The organism is Microcoleus sp. PH2017_35_SFW_U_B, from assembly GCF_020737865.1.
Taxonomy (GTDB): Bacteria; Cyanobacteriota; Cyanobacteriia; order Cyanobacteriales; family Microcoleaceae; genus Microcoleus.
Genome location: NZ_JAEQDE010000057.1, coordinates 1 through 20,503 on the forward strand (window position 1 = coordinate 1; position 20,503 = coordinate 20,503).

The 20,503-nt window shown below is 43.9% G+C and carries 18 protein-coding genes; 4 read left to right on the plus strand and 14 right to left on the minus strand.

Going from position 1 to position 20,503, the window contains the following annotated elements; all coding sequences use genetic code 11:
- Positions 1-97: 97 nt before the first annotated feature.
- Entirely contained in the window at positions 98-4,576 is a 4,479-nt protein-coding gene (locus JGK36_RS16715; protein WP_293197582.1) for an alpha-2-macroglobulin, read from the minus strand.
- Positions 4,577-5,357: 781 nt separating this feature from the next.
- Here JGK36_RS16715 and pbpC point away from each other — a divergent pair.
- Positions 5,358-7,694 carry a penicillin-binding protein 1C gene (gene pbpC, locus JGK36_RS16720; protein ID WP_293197621.1) on the plus strand — a complete coding sequence of 779 codons (2,337 nt, stop codon included), beginning with the start codon at positions 5,358-5,360 and terminating at the stop codon, positions 7,692-7,694.
- A gap of 645 nt (positions 7,695-8,339) precedes the next feature.
- On the opposite strand, the gene JGK36_RS16725 is transcribed toward pbpC, so the two are convergent.
- A complete protein-coding gene (locus JGK36_RS16725; RefSeq protein ID WP_293197584.1) occupies positions 8,340-9,131 on the minus strand; it encodes a peroxiredoxin-like family protein in 792 nt (263 codons plus the stop codon).
- Positions 9,132-9,590: 459 nt separating this feature from the next.
- Here JGK36_RS16725 and JGK36_RS16730 point away from each other — a divergent pair, with 459 nt between their 5' ends.
- Both JGK36_RS16730 and JGK36_RS16735 read left to right on the plus strand, forming a co-directional pair.
- Positions 9,591-10,406 (plus strand): KilA-N domain-containing protein, encoded by an 816-nt coding sequence (locus JGK36_RS16730; protein ID WP_293197586.1) that lies wholly within the window; start codon positions 9,591-9,593, stop codon positions 10,404-10,406.
- A gap of 65 nt (positions 10,407-10,471) precedes the next feature.
- Positions 10,472-10,618 (plus strand): hypothetical protein, encoded by a 147-nt coding sequence (locus JGK36_RS16735; RefSeq protein ID WP_293197588.1) that lies wholly within the window; start codon positions 10,472-10,474, stop codon positions 10,616-10,618.
- Here the strand turns inward: JGK36_RS16735 and JGK36_RS16740 are convergent.
- The 10 genes from JGK36_RS16740 to JGK36_RS16780 all read right to left on the minus strand — a co-directional run bounded on the left by JGK36_RS16740 (position 10,612) and on the right by JGK36_RS16780 (position 18,056).
- Positions 10,612-10,821 carry a hypothetical protein gene (locus JGK36_RS16740; RefSeq protein ID WP_293197590.1) on the minus strand — a complete coding sequence of 70 codons (210 nt, stop codon included), beginning with the start codon at positions 10,819-10,821 and terminating at the stop codon, positions 10,612-10,614. The two genes, JGK36_RS16735 and JGK36_RS16740, sit on opposite strands and share 7 nt — an antisense overlap.
- Positions 10,822-11,296: 475 nt before the next feature.
- On the minus strand, positions 11,297-11,767 hold the full coding sequence (locus JGK36_RS16745; RefSeq protein ID WP_293197592.1) for a DOPA 4,5-dioxygenase family protein: 471 nt from the start codon (positions 11,765-11,767) through the stop codon (positions 11,297-11,299).
- Positions 11,745-12,359, minus strand: a complete 615-nt coding sequence (locus JGK36_RS16750) for a GIY-YIG nuclease family protein (protein WP_293197593.1) — start codon at positions 12,357-12,359, stop codon at positions 11,745-11,747. The genes JGK36_RS16745 and JGK36_RS16750 overlap by 23 nt, the downstream gene beginning before the upstream one ends.
- 184 nt (positions 12,360-12,543) lie before the next feature.
- A complete protein-coding gene (ltrA, locus tag JGK36_RS16755) occupies positions 12,544-13,932 on the minus strand; it encodes a group II intron reverse transcriptase/maturase (RefSeq protein ID WP_293197594.1) in 1,389 nt (462 codons plus the stop codon).
- The gene (locus JGK36_RS16760) at positions 13,847-14,206 is read right to left on the minus strand and encodes a reverse transcriptase N-terminal domain-containing protein (protein WP_366035110.1); all 360 of its coding nucleotides are present in this window, start codon (positions 14,204-14,206) and stop codon (positions 13,847-13,849) included. The genes ltrA and JGK36_RS16760 overlap by 86 nt, the downstream gene beginning before the upstream one ends.
- A gap of 596 nt (positions 14,207-14,802) precedes the next feature.
- Complete coding sequence (locus JGK36_RS16765) at positions 14,803-15,954, minus strand: reverse transcriptase domain-containing protein (RefSeq protein ID WP_366035121.1); 1,152 nt, start codon at positions 15,952-15,954, stop codon at positions 14,803-14,805.
- Positions 15,864-16,379, minus strand: a complete 516-nt coding sequence (locus JGK36_RS33900) for a reverse transcriptase N-terminal domain-containing protein (protein ID WP_366035112.1) — start codon at positions 16,377-16,379, stop codon at positions 15,864-15,866. The genes JGK36_RS16765 and JGK36_RS33900 overlap by 91 nt, the downstream gene beginning before the upstream one ends.
- A gap of 272 nt (positions 16,380-16,651) precedes the next feature.
- The gene (locus JGK36_RS16770; protein WP_293197595.1) at positions 16,652-16,807 is read right to left on the minus strand and encodes a hypothetical protein; all 156 of its coding nucleotides are present in this window, start codon (positions 16,805-16,807) and stop codon (positions 16,652-16,654) included.
- 96 nt (positions 16,808-16,903) lie between these two features.
- Complete coding sequence (locus JGK36_RS16775; protein ID WP_293197597.1) at positions 16,904-17,209, minus strand: hypothetical protein; 306 nt, start codon at positions 17,207-17,209, stop codon at positions 16,904-16,906.
- A 133-nt stretch (positions 17,210-17,342) separates the two neighbouring features.
- Complete coding sequence (locus tag JGK36_RS16780) at positions 17,343-18,056, minus strand: site-specific integrase (protein WP_293197598.1); 714 nt, start codon at positions 18,054-18,056, stop codon at positions 17,343-17,345.
- A gap of 336 nt (positions 18,057-18,392) precedes the next feature.
- On the opposite strand from JGK36_RS16780, the gene JGK36_RS16785 reads away from it, so the two are divergent.
- A complete protein-coding gene (locus JGK36_RS16785) occupies positions 18,393-18,905 on the plus strand; it encodes a hypothetical protein (protein WP_293197599.1) in 513 nt (170 codons plus the stop codon).
- Positions 18,906-18,982: 77 nt separating this feature from the next.
- Here JGK36_RS16785 and JGK36_RS16790 read toward each other — a convergent pair whose 3' ends face one another.
- Positions 18,983-19,699, minus strand: a complete 717-nt coding sequence (locus JGK36_RS16790) for a hypothetical protein (protein WP_293197600.1) — start codon at positions 19,697-19,699, stop codon at positions 18,983-18,985.
- A 95-nt stretch (positions 19,700-19,794) separates the two neighbouring features.
- A complete protein-coding gene (locus JGK36_RS16795) occupies positions 19,795-20,487 on the minus strand; it encodes a hypothetical protein (protein WP_293197601.1) in 693 nt (230 codons plus the stop codon).
- Positions 20,488-20,503 lie beyond the last annotated feature (16 nt).

A 20,503-nucleotide genomic window follows, 5' to 3' on the forward strand; every position in this document is an offset into this window, starting at 1 on the left:
AGTAGGTATAATATTTGACATCCATACCGAAACATTAACCTATTCATATTCACTCATTTATTTATTATACATCGCTGATGTTATTAAATTTTCATTCCTAAGGTGTCAAAAATGGATCGGATTGCGCTTGTCCGGGATAAGCAGCAAAACCACCATCCGGTTGCTGAAGTTTTGCGAGTTTTTCCAGTGCAGTTGCTGCTACTTTATTTGGGTTAAAATCTTTCAAGCTTTGAGCGTATTTTTGAGAAAGAGTTTGCAAATTAGCCGCAATTAATAACTGACTAGCTGCTGGTTCCAAAAATGGCAATTGTTCGTCCTGCAAAACTTGTTTCGCCGGTGCAATAATTTCTGGTATCAATGTACTGGCGAGGGAAATCTCCAAACCGCCGACACCTGGCACCACATTGCGATCGACCTTCAGCGGAATTTTTACTTTATTTGCAGTTGTCCCTGTTTCCACAACATTTTCTGTAACTTCTAAAGCTTTCACATCTAAAGGCACTGCAAACACATCCACGTTGTCATTTAATTGTGTGGCAAATTGAATTTTAGAACCACCAGCATTACCCGCCAACATGGGGAAACGATAAGCATGAGTTCCCGATTCAGCTTGAGTTTTGAGATTTGCTGACATGGAGTTATTACCTTCAAATTTTACAGCACCGACTACTTGACCGTTAATTTTTAGATTGCCTTTTTGCTGAGTATTGTTAGTCACAGATAAGCCAGCTTGAATGCGATCGCCGGGACGCGCAAACTGCGGTAAAACTGGATTAGAAATCAGCGATTTAGTGGTAATAAATGTCGCCTCTCCCTTGCCAAAATCTAAATTGCCGTCAGTAGCAACAGCCATCACTCGCCAAGTTGTTAAGTCGTCAGGAAGTTTGAATTTAACACTTGCTTTCCCATTCGTATCTGTAACAACAGAACCATTGTAGTAAGCCAAAGCTTGAAAATCTTTGCGGACGCGAGTATTTGCTGCACCTGTAGAGAATCCACCGCCATAACCCCAACCTTTTGCCAGGGGCGATGCCATATTTTCTAATACTACATCCTGTCGGTTATCGCTGAAGCGGGTAGAAATTGACTGTTCGGCATAGACAGTTTTCACCAAATCTGGCGGGCGATATCCAGTTAGTTGCAGTACGGCTTCATTGACAACCATAACTGTAAATTGTCCCTTGACTGGCTTGCCTAAATTGTCCTGCAATTGCAGTTGGATAGTTTCCTCGGCACCGGGTTGCAATTCTGTTTTCTGGGGAGTGACTTGGACTTTTAAGTATTTAGCATCTAAACTGGTTTGAAAAGGAGCAAAGCCAACTTTTACCAGTTTATCTAAACTTCCAGGTTCCAACTCTTTTAAACTCTTGCCTTGACGGACTAGCACGGCTTCTACCGCTGCATTTGGCAACATTTCTGGCGTTACTTGGAACTGGATTTGAGGAGCACCTCCCTTGACTTTAGTGACAGTTTGATAGAGGGTTTTATCGCGAACAACTGCAAAGTATAACTCTCCTTCTGGGTAAAGTGATTGAATTAAAGCTGTTGCCGTTTCACCGGGTTGATAGCTTTTCTTGTCGAGTTTAACTTCCAGGCGATTATTATCGTATCTGTTACCCCAGCTTACGACATTTTCGCCTGTTGCCCAAACCTGTAAATCGGTGGCAGTTACTTCATTATTACCATCCGCAAAATTAGCTCGAATTCGGTAAGAACCAGATTCAGGAGGATTGAGGGACACTGTTTGAGGCTTGCTGCCAGATTTTACCTCTGTTTTTGCTACTGTTTTATATTCGATTTGATGGCGAGGATTGCGACTACCTTCGACTACTTGAGTGACGCTGCTGTAGTCTATTTTTTGCAATTCAACGCGGACTTTTTGACCTTCTAGGATTTTTCCTGCAGGATCGGTAACGATGAGTTGAATGGGTAAAAATTTACCTGCATCGGCAACAAAATTAGCTTGCAAACCTATTAGCCGATCGCTGGGTAAAGCAGTAAATGTTTGAGAATCTGATACAGATAAATTTGAAACATCGGAGACTTCGACATCTACTCGATAATTCATCGGATAGGGCAAATCTTTGGCGACTGTAAATGTTCGATCGCCCTTACCGCTAGCATCTAATACGGCATTTTCTTGCAGTACATCAGTGGAAACAGTCGGTCTTTCTTCCGGCCAAAACCACTGCCGCCCGAAGGTAAATTCTTCCCAACCTTTGGGAGTAAATTCTGCTGGGCGGCGAGTGACATAATATTTGGCTTTTCCGCCTTCAACTGGCGAACCAAACAGATAATTACTTTGGGCTTTTGCCTCGATTCGATCGTCAATCAGGGCAATTTGTTTATTAAGGCTTAAATCTACCTTAAAATTGGGTGGTTTGAATTCAGCAACCCGAAAATTACCGGAAATTTCCGCTCCGCTGGTTCCTTTAGCCCGGATGGAATAGTAGCCTAAAGGTCGATCTGGTGCGATCGGCAGTTGCAGAGAAAATGTACCAAAATCATTAGTTTTATGAGTGCCTAAATCGGTTTCCGTACCTTTTGGACTTTTCAGCGTGACTGCATAACTAGCATTTTTGTCTTGCTTAATAACTCCATTTTGAAGATAATAAGCAGTTCCAGTAAACCAAGCTTTTTCTCCTGGTTGATAAAGTTGTCTGTCTGAGAAGATTGTACCGCGCGATCGAGGTTTATTACCGCTCCAAGTATCTCCCTCAAGGCCGTAGCCATAAGCCCCGCTATATTCTTCGGTTCTAGCAAATGCCCAGTCTTTATTTTCGCGGGCAATGACTAATAATTTTGGTGCTGTTTCAAAGCCAACCGATTCAGATTTAATACACTTCTGTAAATTCTTACGACTTAGCAGTAATGTACCGTTACTGTCAGTTTTACCTATGGCACAAGGAGTAGGTTCGGGGTAAGATTTTGCCTCTAATTGAGATTCATAAATTTCAACTGATGCTGCTACTGCGGAACCGTCATCGAGATGGTGTACTCGAATCAAACCTGACTCTGGGAACCACTGAGCAAATACTCCCAAATTAGTCAACTGAACTAAACCGTAATTAGTAGGTTCTCGCAAAGGATTCGTGCGTGCTTGCACTCCATAGGCAAGCATTCCTGTTGCCGAGCCTAGCTTTTCTCGCAAGGGAATTGCTATATCTTTAGTCTGATTTTTCTTGCTTAAAAATTGGAAAGTTTGCCACTCAGAAGGATTGACAAGTAAATTATTTCCCTCCGCCCTGGGATAGGCGTCAGCACGATAAACTAGATCGGTAGGTTGAACGACCTTATAAGCTGCTTTGTACTGAGGTTTTGGCAAATTGACTGCGGAAATATTCAGTTGTAAGTCCTTACCTGCCGGAAAAATATTTAACCCTGTTGGCGTCAAAAAATCGCCAGCAACATCGCCTGTTTCATACTGCAATGTGACGGGTTTACCCAAAGTTTGACCGAATTTATCTTTCAGGTTAGCGCCAATAGTAATAGTATATTGTGTTGCTGGCTCTAAACTCCAAGGGTTGAGACTGACCGAGGATTCATTGTCATAGGCTTGAACGAGTGCAGGAGATTTTTTGGGTGCGGGATTGATGGTGATATTTTCCCGTGCTGAATCGGCGACAATACTGTTATTAAATTGTAACTGGGCGCTGCCTTTATCGAACCGCCCGTAAGCACCGCCAGCATCGGGTTGCCCGAAAAATTTAATAGCTTCAAATGCCAAGGGTGAATATGTTTCTACCTGGCTGACAAAAGGTGTTTCGCTGGGGATATTGCCGCGAATGGGTAGCAAGCCCGAGTCAAATTGCAGGCGGTATTTAGTGGCTTTTTCTAGTGTTTGTTGGGGAACTATCGTATAATCAAAAGTGCGAACAGATGGATCGAATTTTTCTTCTGGAGTTTGCCGTTCTTTTGATTTTACCTCTGATTTTTCCCCTGCTGTTGCTAACTCTACCTTAACAGGCACTGTTTTTGTCTGTCCCTCTGGCATTAATTTCAAATGCTTTTGCACTGAAGCTAAATCTAATTCTACATTTGATGTGAATTCGAGGGTACGTTTTAAGTCAATGGGGCGGAAGTCTAAATTCGCCGATCTAGAAGTTGGTAAATTTGAGAGGTGGAGAGGTTCCGTGTTAAATGTCCAAGCTAAATCTTTATCTAGACGGTGATTTTTGAGATCGGTTAAACCTGCTTTGAGGGTGACTTGAACGCGAGTCGCTTTGGGTAATGCTTGTTCTGCTTGAAATCCGACCAGTCGCGGGGTTAAAAAACGAAACTTGCCGGGGATAGCAGGTTGAATTTCAAATAATTTTAGTTGACTTTCCCGATCGGAATCATCGAGGCTGGCAACTGGAATTAATGGTTCTTTAAACCGAATCCGAATTTGATTGAGAGGTTCAGCTTTTCCAGTCGGATTAATTTCTTCAATCCAGTTTAAAAGTTGCGGAGAATTTAGGGGAGCAACTGAGGAAAGTGCCTCAGCTTTTGAGGATTTATTCGGGATTCCACAGGTGGTTATTGTCAGTGCGATCGCGAAGATAAGTATCGCACTCATCCATTTTTTTAACTTCATAATAATTTCTCGATAAAGCGAGGTTTTCGGTCAGCATAGCTTGCAAAATTACTTTTACAAGCTCAGTCTATAGCAATCCTAAATGAGTCATAAATTTTTAACCCCACCCAGCCCTCCCCTTAGTAAGGGGAGGGAGTAAGAAGCTCACCAATGATTTAGGATTGCCATATGAGAGAACTGAGTTACTGATAATCTATCTTTCTTTTCCGGATACTTTACCTACAGTTGATGCGAGCGACTTTCCAGATAATTTTATAAGATTAAGGATTTTGTATTATTTCTTAATGAGGGGGAAACTCCGTAGTTTCTGGAAACAAGTATCTTGGGGTTGTAGGCTTTAGAATACCAAATTCGGGTTAGATATACCCATTATTATTCGGCGGTTGAAACCGCAACTACACGAACGAAGTCGGCCTCCGCCGACTAAGAAAATACCTGGGTTTCCCAACTCTGATTTGATATATAGCGATCCTAAATTTTTTGTAAACTTCTTCTTACTCCTTCCCCTTAGTAAGGGGAGGGTTGGGGTGGGGTCAAAGTTTATGACTTATTGAGGATTCCTATAGGACTTTGGCATAGAAACCGGGTTTCTTTGAAAAATCTCAGACGGGAGACGAAAAATTTATGAAGAAACCCGGTTTCTCACCTCTCGTGCGATGCAAGAAACCGGGTTTTTGGCATAGACTCTGCATCAAAGCGGATATTGTCGTCAAAAACCCGGTTTCTGACATTGGTGCAAGATTTTAGATAGATTAAACCTTTGTTGGCGGAGGAATTAATGATGAAGATATTGAGGCTGCGGCCGATCGCAATTATCCAAAAAGTTTTGCCACAGTATAAAAACCCAAAATTTCGTTTATTTTTGGTGTTAATATTAATTTGCCTAATTGTTCGATCGCTCCCTTATCTCGCACCCATCCGTGCTGCTGACATCGCCCAGAAACAGTCGGCGATCGAATTTAGCGATCGCAACGGACTTCCCCTGGGCACGATTCTCACTCGTAACCAAGAACATACCGTCACAGTACCCTTAAATCGAGTTTCTCCTCACTTTGTACGAGCAATTATCGCCGCTGAGGACAGCCGATTTTACCAACATGGTGCCACAGATGCGATCGCAATTGTGCGATCGATCCTCGAAGCCGCACAAGCCAAACACACAGTCAGCGGTGCTTCCACCATCACCATGCAGTTAGCCCGGATGCTAGAGCCTGCTCCTCGCACCTTACCTCACAAAGTAGGAGAAATTTGGCTGTCTTGGCGGATTTTTGCCGGCATGAAGAGAGATGAAATTCTCGAATCTTACATCAACAGATTGCCCATGAGCGGCAATATTTACGGTGTAGAAGCCGCTTCTCGCACCTATTTTGGCATTCCCGCCGCCGATCTCAATCTCGCTCGGGCCAGCCTGTTAGCAGCCATTCCTAACGATCCAAATAATCTCAATCCTTACTCCCGCTGGATATCTTTAAAAAAACGGCAAGCTTACGTACTCGATCGCATGGTTAAGGACAAATATATCACGCGATCGGAGGCAGAACGAGCCTTAAAAGAAGCAGTTTTACTCGCACCAGTCAAGGAGGGAATTATTGCCGCCCCTCACTTTTTATTCTGGCTATCGGATCTATTACCCAAGCAGCATCCGTCTCAGATTCGCACTACTATCGATCGCTCTTTACAAGAGTTTGTTGAAGCCCAAGTGCAGCAAGTAGTAAGCACTTTATCTCCCCATAATGTGCATAATGCCGCAGCTTTAGTCATCGACAATCATACTGGGAAAATTTTAGCTTATGTCGGTTCTCCCGATTATTTTAATCCAACCGAAATAGGTCGCAATGACGGAGTGCAAGCCTTACGTCAGCCCGGTTCTACCCTGAAACCTTTCTTGTATGAATTAGCCTTAGAAAAACGTGCCATTAGAGCCAATACAATTTTGGCAGATGTGCCGACTTATTATGCAATTCCCGGCGCAAAACTTTACAGCCCTACTAATTATAACGATCGCACTTTTTTAGGCCCGGTGCGGGTGCGGATTGCCTTGGCAAATTCCCTGAATATTCCAGCAGTCAGGGTATTAGAAAAGGTAGGAGTTCCTACTTTTCTCGATCGATTGCACGAACTGGGTTTTGAGCATTTAACTCAAGCTCCAGAATACTATGGTTTGGGATTAGTTTTAGGTAGCGGTGAAGTTAGTTTGTTTGAGTTGGCTAGGGCTTATGTTACCTTGGCGAAACAAGGGCAATTTACGCCAATTTTGGCTACATTAGATACCGATAAAAATCCTAATTCTAATTTTAAACAGATAATCGAGCCGAATACAGCAGCTTTAATTACTAATATGCTCAGCGACTCTCACGCCAGAGCTCAAGAATTTGGGGTTGATTCAGTGTTAGCTTTACCCTTTCCTACGGCGGTAAAAACGGGAACTTCTTCGGATTTTCGAGATACTTGGACGGTCGGTTTTACTACTGATTATACTGTTGCTACTTGGGTCGGAAATTTTAATGGCGATCGCATGAAAAAAGTCTCTGGAGTTATGGGTGCTGCACCCCTCTGGAATCACATCATGCTGCACTTACACGAACATCGAGAACCTGCGGCTTTTCCGACTTTAAAAGGGTTCGTACAGCGCCCTATTTGTGCTATTTCTGGGTGGCGACCCAACTCTGATTGTCCGTCAGTCGTGCAAGAATATTTCGCTCCTGAAGATATTAGTAAGTACGAAACTGAGTCAGGGAGTTTAAAGTTATCTGAAGAGTATAACGGCTGGTTAGCAAAGCAGAGTCAATCTAGTTTGACTGACAGTAATTTCAAAATAGTTTTTCCTCAAAATGATGATTATTTTCTGATGAATCGGAATGAAAATTCACGGCTAGAGTTTAAATTGTCGGGAGTAAATACTCTTCCTGTCGAGTGGTGGTTGAATGGTAAGAAGTTAGCCGCGCAGTCATCTAATTCGCTATTCTGGCAGCTTCAACCTGGAGAGTGGAATTTGGAAGCTCGATCGGGTAACAGGGTCGATGGCGTCAGGTTTGAGGTACAAGTCGCCAATAATAAATCCCTGCGACGTGGCTTTTCATTTGTTGGTAGTTCAAGCTCTTTACCGACTGAAAAATAGAAGGAAAATGGACTTTTACTTTAGTAGTTACGCGGAGTACAGATTCCTGAATTTAAGTCTAAACCCGTCGGAATGATTTAACCGGAGAGAACACAGAGGACACAGAGAGAGATGAAGAATTTCTATGCTACCGGATTTGATATTACGGCTATTATATAGCGGTTCTCAGAAACAATACTTCGGACAGTTTTAGATCTAATCGAGTATCTCAAACCCTTGATGGCTATAGGGATGACTATTTTTTCAATCTTTAAGTAAGCGTCCTGAGTTTCAAAAAACCATTAAAAATGCCAGGGCTTACGCTGTAACGCTTACAGAGTCGTTAAAAAACTGTCCGAAGTATTGCAGAAAGATTCGCGGACGTTGTTGGGAAGAGACCCCTCTTGGTTTAAGTGGTTATATAACCTGTCAGTCATACTTCACCTTTTTGAGAAAGGCTATATATAGCGATTCTCAGAAAGATAAAGTACGTTTTTGGGATGCGAACCCTCTGAGTTTAAGTGGTTCTATAAGCTGTCAGTCATACCTCATCTTTTTGAGGAAGGCTATATTTTCCAGAGTCGGTGATTTGCAGTGTTTAACTGCTCCAAAAATTTCTAAATTTACCTAAATCTTGAGTAGAGTCTGAGATGGGGAAGAGCTTTTTTAAAGCGAGTCTACATCAGCCGTCATTTCTGATAGAAACGTCAGGGGATTGCTCATATCAGCAGCGAAGCCAAGGATGGCGCGATCTCGATGCTCGTAGACTAAATCTCTCTGAGCGTCAAACAAGAAAGTTGCGCCTCGTTGAGTGAGATAAGCAGCATTTGGAACATAGGTTTTCCAATTACTCAGCACTTCTGTCATATTCCGCAGCCGCAAGGTTGCCAGTTCAAACGGACGCTGGAAACCCTTACCACCCGCCCACCGGAATGTGGAGCCTTTGAGAGGGGGAAGAGGGAAAGCTTTGATAACTTCGTCATCACCAATTAATTGAGGTGCTCTGGCGTCGCCTCGATATCCTCGAAATACTTCTGCCAAAGTGCCGGGGCTGCCAATTCCCGCACACATGAACAACAGATTCACGTAAGCATTCGCAACAGCCGATAAACCGGGTACTTGTAAGGATAAACCTGGATACAGGTCAAGTTTTTGGTGCAGTTGACCAGTGGGATCTACAAACAAACAGTCGCTAGGAAATCCTGTATAACCACAGAATTGCTGACCGGCGGTGCGATCGCCAATTCCCACAGCTCGAATTGCTATCCCTTGTGCTTCAAGCCGTCGAGCGTCCCGCCGCAACCACCAAGCATATTCAAGACTGTCGAAATCTCCCAATTGTGGCAAGAGCAGCACCAATTGCTTCGTAGAGGATTCGCAACCGCTCAAGATGGGTAAAACGGCTCCATCACTCACCCGTTGGCGTTCGGTTTGGCTCAAGAAGGTATGGATATTCATCGGCTAAGTATCTATTGAGGAATTGGGAAAGCAGAAAATCATCAGTTTTTGGAGAGATGCTTTACTCACATCAAATCGGGCGGTTACTTTCCGAATCGATGTATCACCTGGTTGAAACGAACCACCAATCCAGGACGCCATCTTAAACATTACCCACTCCGCACAACTGCAAACTAATATTGACTGCCTCAACTGTAACAACCTTTTCCGCAACCTGACCCATCAATGTTAGATTGTCCTCCGAGCTAGGAGGCAACGATGGCTATCCATAAGACAAGAATATAGCTGGCTGTAAATTGGGAGCTGGTTTAGTTTTCCTCAAAATGGGGGTTGGCAGCGCTCTGCAAGAGTTTGGGGGGATTGTAGTGACATCCGACTCTCAGCAATACGGTAAACTCTAATCTGCCTGTCAAAAGCAGACGCTACATTGTATAAATTCATGTTATCAGAGAATTAACAGTGTACATAGATCGCAAAATCGGTGACTTCGTTGTTGAGCAACGCCAAAATGATGGTTACATCAACGCTACAAAGCTAACTAAAGCTTACGAACGAAAAACCGGAACTCGCAAGAACGCTACAAAGTGGTTTGAAAACGATCGAACTATTCAATATATAGAATTGTTATCAGATAAAACAAAGCTTGATGTACACGATCTAGTACAAAAAAAAGGAAGCGGCAGAGATATAGAGACTTGGATTCATCCAAAATTGGCTGTTTCTTTTTCTATGTGGCTCTCTCCCGAATTTGAGATGATAGTCGCTGAATGGGTAGAAGAATGGCTGACAACGGGCAAAACTCCGATTTATGAGACTGTTCAATTGCATCCTTACCAACGTGTTTGGTATCAAAGATTAACTTTGTTTGAACAAAATACCAAACTGCCGCGAGGTAAGTGGTGCATTTTTGAGCAGATAGCCGGATTAATGAGAGATTTAGAGGCTGAAGGTGTTGTACTGCCCGAAAACGCCACTATAGATGTTTCAGTAGGTCGAACCTGGTGTCATTGGCTGAGGGAACAAGGACACAATACCGATGAATTTGAGCAGTACATCCATCATTATCCCGACCGTAGGGGAGAGAAATTTGCAAACGTTTATTCTTTCAACTTACTGGGAGAGTTTCATCAGTGGCTGCAAGATACATACATTCCTGGCAAGTTCCCTAAATATGTCAGAGAATTCTGCACGCCAGATGAATGTAAATTAATTTCAGATGCGCTCGGATGCGAGGTGAAGCCCATTCAAAAAAGGCTCAAAGCAAATCAATCTTAGCCGACTTTTGAGTGAGTTTACTACTATCGTCAAGCAGCTTAGAAGTACACCGAAATAGTTGAGTTATGATTACTGAGCGCCAACAAAGATTATTTGAAGCCGAAGATCGCAACGGTCAATTTCGGTTGAAATCAACTGCTGCGATCGCCGACTCGAAACTAGAACTTAGACCCGCCGCTACAGTAGCAAGCTCTCCAACAGAGTTCTACTGATTTAATGAACGCCGCGAAAGCTGTTGATGTCTTTGACCGGGGGCGGGGATGTACAGCCCGATGTAAGCTCCAACCACAACTTTAGTCAGGTCGCCAAACATCGGGCGGGTGCTGGGGTCGATGACGGCCAGCACTAGGGAACCGAGAACGAGTAGCAGAACGACAGCCCCCAGGATGCGGGCTTGCGAGAAAGGGTTTATCATGGGCGTAATGAATTAAATTGCACAACACCCAAAGTGGTACTAACACTCTGGGTGTTTCTCTTATAACAACTTTTCTGTAAAACAGTTTTGTCAATTTGACAAATTTTACTTCTCTGAATCTTGCTATCCTTCCAAAAACGTTAATTTCTAGCTGTCTAAGAAAAAGTGGACTTTTGTAATAACCCATTAAAGCCTTGATAGGAGATGCCATTGGCGATTAAGTGCAGGCATCAATTTGCCAGTGAAACCAAAATATGATATAGTTAAAACTTTTATTTTCAGGAATAACTTATTTCAATTTGCAGCATCGGTTTGCTAAGTGAAACAAAAACCTGATATAGTAAAAGGTTGTTTTAATTAACCAATTTTAACTTGTGGCACTGTATCCAAATTGATCGGGTGCAGACCACCAGAGTACGACTGTCGGAGCGCTCGGCGACGACAAGAGAACTGCTACTTTTTACAGACCGATCGTTTATTCGCTTGTGCTGGCTGTTTTAGGTCGCAGAAATTCGACATTCAACTCTAGTTTCTCTCCCAGCCACAAAGAATGTGTTGTGTGGTCTGCCACATCGTCGCCTGTTTCGGGATGGACGAGAATATCTAGCCCTTCGGGGTGCAGCATCAACCAAGGAACGACTTTGCCAAACTGTGAGGGTAAAAAAGCAACTTGATACATCGCTTTAGAATGTGGCACGATCGGTTTGTTGTGCCAGCCCCCTAGCTGTACCTCAAACCGAGCCAATCCTTTACGTACACACGCAGCAGCATCGCGACGATCGGCGTCGAAGTAAATATGTGCATGGAAACCAACAATTTCGATGGCGTCTTCTTTCATCATTTTCAGTAGGTTATTGAGCCGACATTTGGACAAAACGGCTGTTAACTGAGCAGCTAGCTTGACTTGCTGCAAACTGCGAAATTCAGCCAGCAGTGTTATTCGCACTCATCCCACCGATCGCATCCAACTCAACATCACTCAGCATTTTGACTTCCATCCCGTACAAATCGTTCAACACAACCTTGACATCAGGAAACACGAAATATTCCGTCAGTTTCCCAATGCGGTAATTAAACGCTTTGTATCGATGCTTGAAGTAAAGCTCCACATTCCCCCGGTGTTCCCACAATCCCAGTAAATTAACAACCACATCCGAGTAATGCGCCCTCATATCCCGCTGCACCTCGGCGATGCGTTCCTCGATCTGACGAGTTGTCACCCCAATTTTATAGAACGTGTTCCCGTCCGCTTTGACCTCAAGGAAATAGAGCGAGTTCACCAAAATCCGACGAAGCTGCGATCGATAAATCTGCAAATCAGCCCGCCGTTCATCAAAACAAGATAACCCCGCAGCTTCAGCCACCTCTACAGAGCGCTCTAACTTCACTAACTCCGACAGCAGCAAGGGTTCTTGGACTCGGTTGAACAACGCCAGGGGAAGCGCACCCACTGGGATCAGGCCGAGGTGAGTGAATTGACAAGAGCGATCGCCCTCTGACTCCAGCAATCCCTTCAACTGCCACCGAAAGTTTACCAAGTCTTTGGGAATGGCGTAGCCCTGTGCGCCGTACTCTGTTTGAGTCGATGTGGGGTATTATCCCCAGCACCTCTCAGTTAATTAGAGTCGATGCCTGTGTTACCACAGGACACCTCTCCTTCAGAACGCGGACGTGCAGCTTTCACTGCATCCGGCTCCTAGTCTGACACCTAATAAGTCAGGTTTAACCCGCTGTTCGGACTCTCACCTGACCATGAACGGTCTGATGCTGGTGACATTCACGATGTAGAACTTCCAAATTTATAGGTTTCCAATTGTCATGGTTGCCGTCAATATGGTGTAATTCTGCAATATCACCTGAAATGAACGATAGATTACATTCTGTACATTTGTGATTCTGTTTCTTGAGAAGTCGTGCGGTTATCCCATCGTAGTGAGCATTCTCTCGTTTTGACCAGTAAACAAAATCGCCATCAAAGGGTGATTTATCTCCCTTGACAATGACAAACTTGTAGGCTGACCAACTAACCGCAGGAATTGCTCTTTTTATAACCTTATTGGTTTGATAACGGTTGTATCTTCCTTGTTTCCGAATGAATTTCCATAACCAATAGCGCAGTGACCACAGGTTGTGTTGACTCAGATCGCAGAATCTATGGTAATTTCTCCACCCTCTTACCATCGAACCACACTTGTTGATTCGATGTTCGAGAGTGAAACGACTATCTTTTATCACTTCTTTAACTTTTGCCTTAATGCTAATTGTAGCTTTTTGACTTGGTGTTGAAATGAATTTACCATTGGGTTTAACGGCAAAGTTCCACCCAAGGAAGTCGAAACCATCTGTACTATGTACGACTTTAGTTTTGGCTTCTTTAACTTTTAATCCTCTTGTTGCCAAGAATTTATCAATGTATCCTCGGAGGGGTTCAGGGTCGTCTTCTGGTTTCAGAATAAACACAACGTCATCCGCATAACGGAATCCAGTAATAGTGTCTATGTATCTTCCACCATTTCTGATTTTTAATCTGACCTCATGACCAACGTTCTCTAATCCGTGAAGGACTATATTTGCTAGTAATGGGCTGAAAACTCCCCCTTGGGGCGTACCGGATTCTGATGAAGGAAATTCTCCTCTGACTCCAGCTTTTATTGCCCTAAATACCCCTTGTTTTGCTGCCTTTGGTAGTTGGACTGATTGCATTAAGAATTTGTGGTCAATCTTGTCGAAACATTTTTCAATATCCAATTCCAAAATTCTTTTTTCTAATCCATTACTGCTAGAGTTTAGATTATTGAATAATTGTCTCTGGATATCGTGGCAGCTTCTGCTAGGTCTAAACCCATAAGAATGAGCGTTGAACGTAGCTTCTGCTACTGGTTCCAAGGCATATTTGATGAGACATTGATATGCTCTGTCGCTAATGGTCGGGATTCCTAGCCCTCTTTTAGTTCCGTCTACTTTGGGGATATATACTCGCTTTAAGGGCTGATGTTTCCATTGCTTCCAGTTCTTAACTAACACTTCAAATAGTGCCAGTCTTTGTGAGGGTTCGAGGGCTTTCTTTCCGTCCACCCCTGCGGTTTTCCGTCCAGTATTTAACTGTGTCACTTGCCGAATAGCAAGTAATTTCGCTGCAAAGAGAGCTTAATAAAAGTTTCTGAAGCTTACGCACTAGGAACACGTTACCGTTCTTTTGAGCCTTGAATATTCTCACTTGTAGGCGAAACACAATTTTCCGCAGCTTGCGCCAAGGAATTGATTTCCATTTATCAACTGGATTTAACTCCGTTGCCATAACATTCTCTACGCCTGAATGAACATTTTCTATGTAAACCGTACCCAGTTGTCCAAGAGTCCTGATTTCTTGAATTTTTGAGTACATCTTACCAACTCTACCCGCTAACCCTTATTTAAGGAGTCCACACTTTGAGAAGTTAATCTTCCACAATTGAAGGTTGAAAGAGTCGTTTTATTCGTTCCTCGGTTGAGTTATTTTGTAGTTTTAGGTTCTCTCATTTCGCCCACGATTTCCCAGAATTGCATTTATCCAGTTCAAAATAATGCGGGTATTTTCACACTTGAAGTGTTATGTTGTGTCGTTGTTCGACCTTGATTTCGGTCGTTCACGCTCAGACGCTTTTTCCGAGAGTTCAACTAATGTTTAACCTTGACTACTTACCTATACGAGTTGCTCCCATCTCAGGTTTGTTATTCTCGTTCTGTCCCCAGCTTCATTTTTAGAGTTTGTTCTCTATCCATGTGGGCAGTTTTGGCATCACGCCATTCCTAGCGGGTAAGACTTGTCAAATTTGAGTTTGACGCACTCACACTCAACTGAAGTTACCTTTACTATCTTTTAGGGCTTGCACCCAAGGCGGCGTAAAGGCTCTAATCCCCTAACCCATACAGGCTAGTTTCATAGAAACGAACCGCACGAACTGGACGTGCCCGTTTCCGTGCATCCAGCTCCCGATATTCTTAGGGAGTGACCCTTTTGCTCATGTGTGAGTAGTCATGACAGGATTCGTGGATTGCTAGAAGATTTTTAGGTTTCCAGTTATCATGATTCTCGTCGATGTGATGTAGATTTACTCGCTCGTCGCTCATAAATTTCATCCCACAATGACCGCATGAATGGTTTTGCTTTTTAAGGGCTTTAGAGGTCAAATCATCGTATAACTTACTATTGCGTTCGCTCCAATAAGTTAAATCTCCGTCATAGGGCGATTTATCCCCTTTGACGGAGATGTGTTTGTTTTCGGAGTAAGGAACCGTTGGAAATGCCTTCTTAACAAGCTTAACGCTTGATTCTCTGGTATTTTTGGATTCCTTGTTAAATACCGTGTATGTTCTGTGATTTAAGAACCAAAGTGAAAACCTTGCTCCTGACATATCACAGAACCTATGGTAATTTCTCCATCCTCTAACTATTGGTGCTAGCTTTTCGGCTTTTACCTGAGAACCATAATTCGAGCAATTAACGATGTTCTTTACCTTCAAACGGAACTTTTTAAAATTATCCACTGAGGGGTAGCTTTTAAATCTTCCGTCGCTTAACACTTTGAAGTGCCAGCCGAGAAAGTCGAATCCATCTGTCGTAGCGGTAATCTTGGTCTTCTTAGCACTTACCATCATTCCTCTTGCTGCTAAAAAATTATCAATTTCGGCAAGTATTTTGACTGCATCGTCTTGAGGTCTAAGCATTATCACCATATCATCCGCATAACGGATTGATGTTTCGACAATGTTTGACGCTGGGGTTTTGCCAGTTATTCTAAATCCATCCTTATGGTATCTGTGAATACTTTCAATCCCGTTAAGAGCGATGTTGGCTAATAGGGGACTCACCACCCCACCTTGAGGAGTTCCTTGTTCCGGGAAATCGGGGTTGACCCCAGCTTTTAGGCATCGGAAGATTCCGAGCTTGATACCTTTGGGCGCAATTAAGTTGTCCATTATGGTGGTGTGACTAATCCTGTCGAAGCATTTTTCTATGTCGAGTTCGATCACTCGTTTTTCCATTCCATTACAGTAGCTTCTTAGATTGTTGAACAGGATTTTCTGTGCATCGTGCGCGGAGCGTCCGGCTCTGAACCCGTAGCTGTAAGCATGGAATGTTGCAACGCGCAAGCTGGCTCTAAGGCGTATTTGGCGAGACATTGCCAAGTTCTATCCGCGATAGTTGGGATTTTCAGCATTCTGGTTGTCCCGTCCTTTTTAGGGATTGGGATTTCCCGTAGTCCTTGATGATGCCAGTTACCTGCCGACTCTTTGAGTATTGTTTCTAGGTCGAAACGTCCTGTAAAGTCGAGAGATTTTACACCGTCAACACCTGCTGTTTTCTTGCCAGCGTTTAGCTGTGTTACTTGTCGAATTGCTAGAAATCTTGCAGCTTTGGATTTCAGAATAAGTCTTTGCAGAGACTGCGCTTTCCGCTTGTTTCCTGCTTGAACCGCTTTGAACACTCTTTTTTGTAGGCGAAATAAATCTTTGCGGAATTTCTTCCACGGTAGATTCTTCCAAGATTCACTGGTATTGCTACTGTGCCTAATCATGCTCTGCTCCATTAAGTGTTTTCTGAATACCTTGCGAAAATTACTTCGCATCCTACCCGTCTTGAGAGAGTTCCGTATCTCATCTTACCTACATGGAAATCGACGTATCCATGACTCTCAAGTCGTTTTTATTCGTTCCCTCAGATGATTGATTGTTCCGTTAGGTGTAGCCAATTTAACTATCAGAAACCCAAGATTCTGGACGCTATTGTGGAAATGATGCGTCGGGCTTTAGCTCTGATGAGGTCAGGGTTTTTTAAGTTATGCCCTGCCTAAGTGTAAGTTACTTTTTTAGGCTCGGTTTCACCGTAGGAACTCCCTGTTAGCACCAGTGTCAGCCCATAACAGCCGTCTGATTGTGCCCAGTTAAGAGCTTCACTCTCCAAGAATTGAGCTTGGTCGGTGTGAGCAGATAAGGAGTCACGCATGAATCTTGCGGGAAGGACTTGCACCTTCATCAATCTGAGAGTTCAGTGCTCAACCTAGGGGTCAAGTTTCACGCTCATTAGTTATTTACGGATTGATTACCGAGATTCACTAATCAACGAATCGCACTTCCACAGCACTTTCAGTTGTTCTAATTCCTCACCCTTGAGTTCGATGTTGAAATGCTCGTAGAGCGGCAGCGTGGGGAAAGCTTTGGTCTTAATCCGCTGCGACACGAGCTTGCAAGTTTCCCCGGTGTGCGCGAAGTGATGTTCTTTCACCGCACCCTTTTTTGCTGTCAGTCCGCCGCCGCAGTAAAGGCACGCGAGGTGAGTTTTTCCGCGCCCAACATCATCGATGCCCGCCAGTTCGCCACTGGGAGCAACACCGTATTTTAGCCACATCGCCCTAGAATTCTCCTTTAAGCAGGTTTTTGTAGGTGCACCCGCTCTGAGAATGAGAATTGTAACAAAACTTGAGTTGAGAGCGCCCGCGTGCGGTGTGAAAGCAGGGCGATCGCCTCATGCCAACCGGCTGTTATTCGAGGATTTCTTTAGGGGACGATCCGCCTTCGGGGGTGTGTGACAGTTGCGATGGGGGCAATGCTGCGGACGGCGCGGCAGTCAATTCATCCTGTACGTGAGGATATGGGAGTTTTCCCGCGTAGGAAAGCATAGAAAGACTGGCGATCGCCCCGAGCACTTGCTCCGGCTCTACCTCCAAATACCGCTGCAATTGTTCGAGGTTGCGGTGGCCGCTAATTTCTTGAATCACCCGCAAGGGGATGCCAGCATTGCTCATTTGGGTGAGGGCGGTGCGGCGGAAGCTGTGGGTGGATGCGCCCTCGATGCCAACGCGCTCGAAAGCTTCTCTCAAAATCCGATCCGCCGAGTTTGAGTGCAGGTGATGCCAATGATGGCAGCGATGGCGGCCCGGAAACAGGTAAGTTTTGCCGGTGTTGGGTTTCCAAGCTGTCAGGAGCGATCGCAAGTCCTCAATTACGGGAATCGTGCGGGTTTGGAGTTTGCCCTTGGTGTTGTGTTTGCGGAAGTTGATTGTCGGTCGAACATTGCCCTTCGCGGTGTAGATATCGACGACTTCCAGGGAACAAGCTTCCGCCACGCGGCAAGCGGTGTAGAGACAAACCCCGAAGAGCGTGCGGTCGCGATGAGTCTGCAAACCCTCGTTAAACAACAGTTCGATTTCCGCTTGGGTGAGGATTTTCGCTTGCCCGTGACCTTCAATCTTCATGCTTGGTGTATACCCGACCTGACGCTCCAAAGTCTTGCATACTTACTGCATTGCTGCATTGGTTTGGGGTATTTCTTAATGCTGCGGTTCAGGAGTCGGCAAGTTAGGAGAGGGCGATCGCACTCCGGTTTATTGATATGTTTGGTTAAGGATGCAAGCGCAGCGGTTGATAGAAATAAATATGTGTTTGCACCGCTTTCTTCGGGTCAACATTTAGTGAGGCGGTATGTAATAGTGAGGGGAAGAGCATATTAAGTTTTGTGAGAATTTCCTTAATATTTGACATAGGTCTTGAAAAGAATATAAACGAACATTATTGAATACGGAGTGTTTTGTATGTGGATAGGTTCAATTAGGCTAATTGTGGAAACGAAGGATGCGCCTTTCGCAGGAACCGATAGTTTGGTACAGGCGATAATCTTGAGAGATGGCACCGAACTTCGCGTACTAAACTTGGATTATCCAACTGAAAACGACCTCGAACGCGGTGCAATCCGAAACTATGATTACATCGGGCCAACAAAGCTGCCACGGAGGAACGATAAGACACCTGAATTGCCACCTGGTGTTGGACAGATTCCGATGCCATATCCTGGGTACGGTTTTGAATTCTCGAATGGACTGAACGGTCATCTCAAAATCCAGTTAAAAATACGTGGGGATGATATGTGGATTAAAGATAACGTTGATTTGTACGTTAGATTTATTCGCGAACGAGCCACTAGCTTTGATACTCTGGCTTGGCTAGAAGATTCAGACTGGACTTACATCGCCAGTTGGACTCAAGACGTGTCAATGAGCACTGATTCTAGCGAAGGAGTTACGACTTGGAATCTGAATCTGAATTGAGAACACAACCAAACTCCGAGCTTTCGTAAACGATATTACCGATAACGTTGAGAAAAATGCGATCGCAGGCGATCGAATTAACCTGGAAAAGGAGTGTCCTTTTGCATGGCTAAGGAATGTTCTTTCGCATAGCTGAGGAGTTCGTGAGTCCACGACTCAAATAACGCAAAGACTTCATCGACGAGATCCAGACAGCGGGCTTGGGTCGCACCATCCAGGCAAATTTCTGAAATATCAATGCGATCGCTTCCAACCAAATGACCTGACTCTAGGTTAAAGTGAAATGCCCCACAGTATCGCAGTTCGATATTGCGGCGCAACTCAATGGCTTTTGCTAGATCCAGCACGGTACTGAAAAGAACATTTCCAGTTTCTTCAATCGCCTCAATTATGGCAAGTCGTTCTACAGCACTTGCTGTAGAAATGAGAGCAGCTAGGCGGTAAGTTAGAATTCGATTTTGGCGTGTCTCGTCGCTCCACAAAAAACGCATGAGCTTCGTTGGAGCGCAGGGATTGTCAAAACCGAGTTTTGCAAAGTCTTCAAGGTACCAAAGCCAATGGTGGTCGTCTTCATAGGTATGAATGTTCACCCGCTGTTGGTACTCATCGCTTGCAGGCTCGGAGCGCAGCATATATTTGTTGATATCGCCAAAACTCAGAATAAAATGCGCCATACACGGGTAAAAAGACAGCCGCTGTTCTTCAGATAAGCTTGCATCCCGCGTATATTGAAATAGCGGCAAGTTGGCGTAAGCTTCCTTGTGTTCTAATATTTTTGCGAGTACAATCTTCACAATAACTCCTGATTTTTATTCGGATCGCCAAAAACGAGAGTACCGCCTGTTAGTAAACGGGGACGGAGACTCATAGTTCTTCCTATTAAAAAAAATTAGTTAGCACTTTTAATCGGAGACTCTTTAGCCATCGAAATAGCTAGATCAATTAATGCTGACTTCTGACTTTGGATCACAACACTCCGGTCGTAATCGAATCCACCTTTTATAGTTGCTCGATAATTCAAACCATCTTGTTTCCAAAGAACGTGTAAAGAAGGTGGAGTTGAAACCCCTCCGCCATTTTGAGCAATAAAAACACCCTGAATTCCTGGCTTTAAGGTGATAGACGTTCTCTCTATCACTGCCATTTCTGAGCTATTTAATAGTGTGTATTCTGATTCAGTCCTAGTTTGAGAACTGCGTTGTCTAATTGCCTTAACTCTTTGGAAGAATGTCTTAGAAAAGATATGCTTGGAACGCAAATTATCAGCATATTTAGAATTTTGGGCTACTGCAATAACTCCAAAATAACAGAATCTAGCATTGCAATTTGGCTCTGAATTCAGAAATAATGCAAACTCTCCAGGAATGGTTGTAATGACTTGCGGATAAAGTTTAGTGTTGCTGATATTAACACTTGAAGGCAAGCGCATTAGCCATCCTCTCGGAATTTGATTCTTAATATCCCGGATAATGGGTGTAAATATAGACGCAGGTGCAGCATTTACAGTTTGGGGTTTGGTGAGATAGCAAGCTCCCAACACGGCACAACTGAGCAGAATTCCTAAAATCGATTGCTTTTTCATAAACTATCCTTCCTAT

Coding starts and splice junctions, on each gene's coding strand:
- JGK36_RS16735 (WP_293197588.1), top strand. CDS start 10,472: ATGATTACTGAGCGCCAACAAAGATTATTTGAAGCCGAAGATCGCAAC.
- JGK36_RS16740 (WP_293197590.1), bottom strand. CDS start 10,821: ATGATAAACCCTTTCTCGCAAGCCCGCATCCTGGGGGCTGTCGTTCTG.
- JGK36_RS33900 (WP_366035112.1), bottom strand. CDS start 16,379: ATGATTAGGCACAGTAGCAATACCAGTGAATCTTGGAAGAATCTACCG.
- JGK36_RS16725 (WP_293197584.1), bottom strand. CDS start 9,131: ATGAATATCCATACCTTCTTGAGCCAAACCGAACGCCAACGGGTGAGT.
- JGK36_RS16780 (WP_293197598.1), bottom strand. CDS start 18,056: ATGAAGATTGAAGGTCACGGGCAAGCGAAAATCCTCACCCAAGCGGAA.
- pbpC (WP_293197621.1), top strand. CDS start 5,358: ATGAAGATATTGAGGCTGCGGCCGATCGCAATTATCCAAAAAGTTTTG.
- JGK36_RS16795 (WP_293197601.1), bottom strand. CDS start 20,487: ATGAAAAAGCAATCGATTTTAGGAATTCTGCTCAGTTGTGCCGTGTTG.
- JGK36_RS16785 (WP_293197599.1), top strand. CDS start 18,393: ATGTGGATAGGTTCAATTAGGCTAATTGTGGAAACGAAGGATGCGCCT.
- JGK36_RS16775 (WP_293197597.1), bottom strand. CDS start 17,209: ATGTGGCTAAAATACGGTGTTGCTCCCAGTGGCGAACTGGCGGGCATC.
- JGK36_RS16760 (WP_366035110.1), bottom strand. CDS start 14,206: ATGTACTCAAAAATTCAAGAAATCAGGACTCTTGGACAACTGGGTACG.
- JGK36_RS16715 (WP_293197582.1), bottom strand. CDS start 4,576: ATGAAGTTAAAAAAATGGATGAGTGCGATACTTATCTTCGCGATCGCA.
- JGK36_RS16770 (WP_293197595.1), bottom strand. CDS start 16,807: ATGCGTGACTCCTTATCTGCTCACACCGACCAAGCTCAATTCTTGGAG.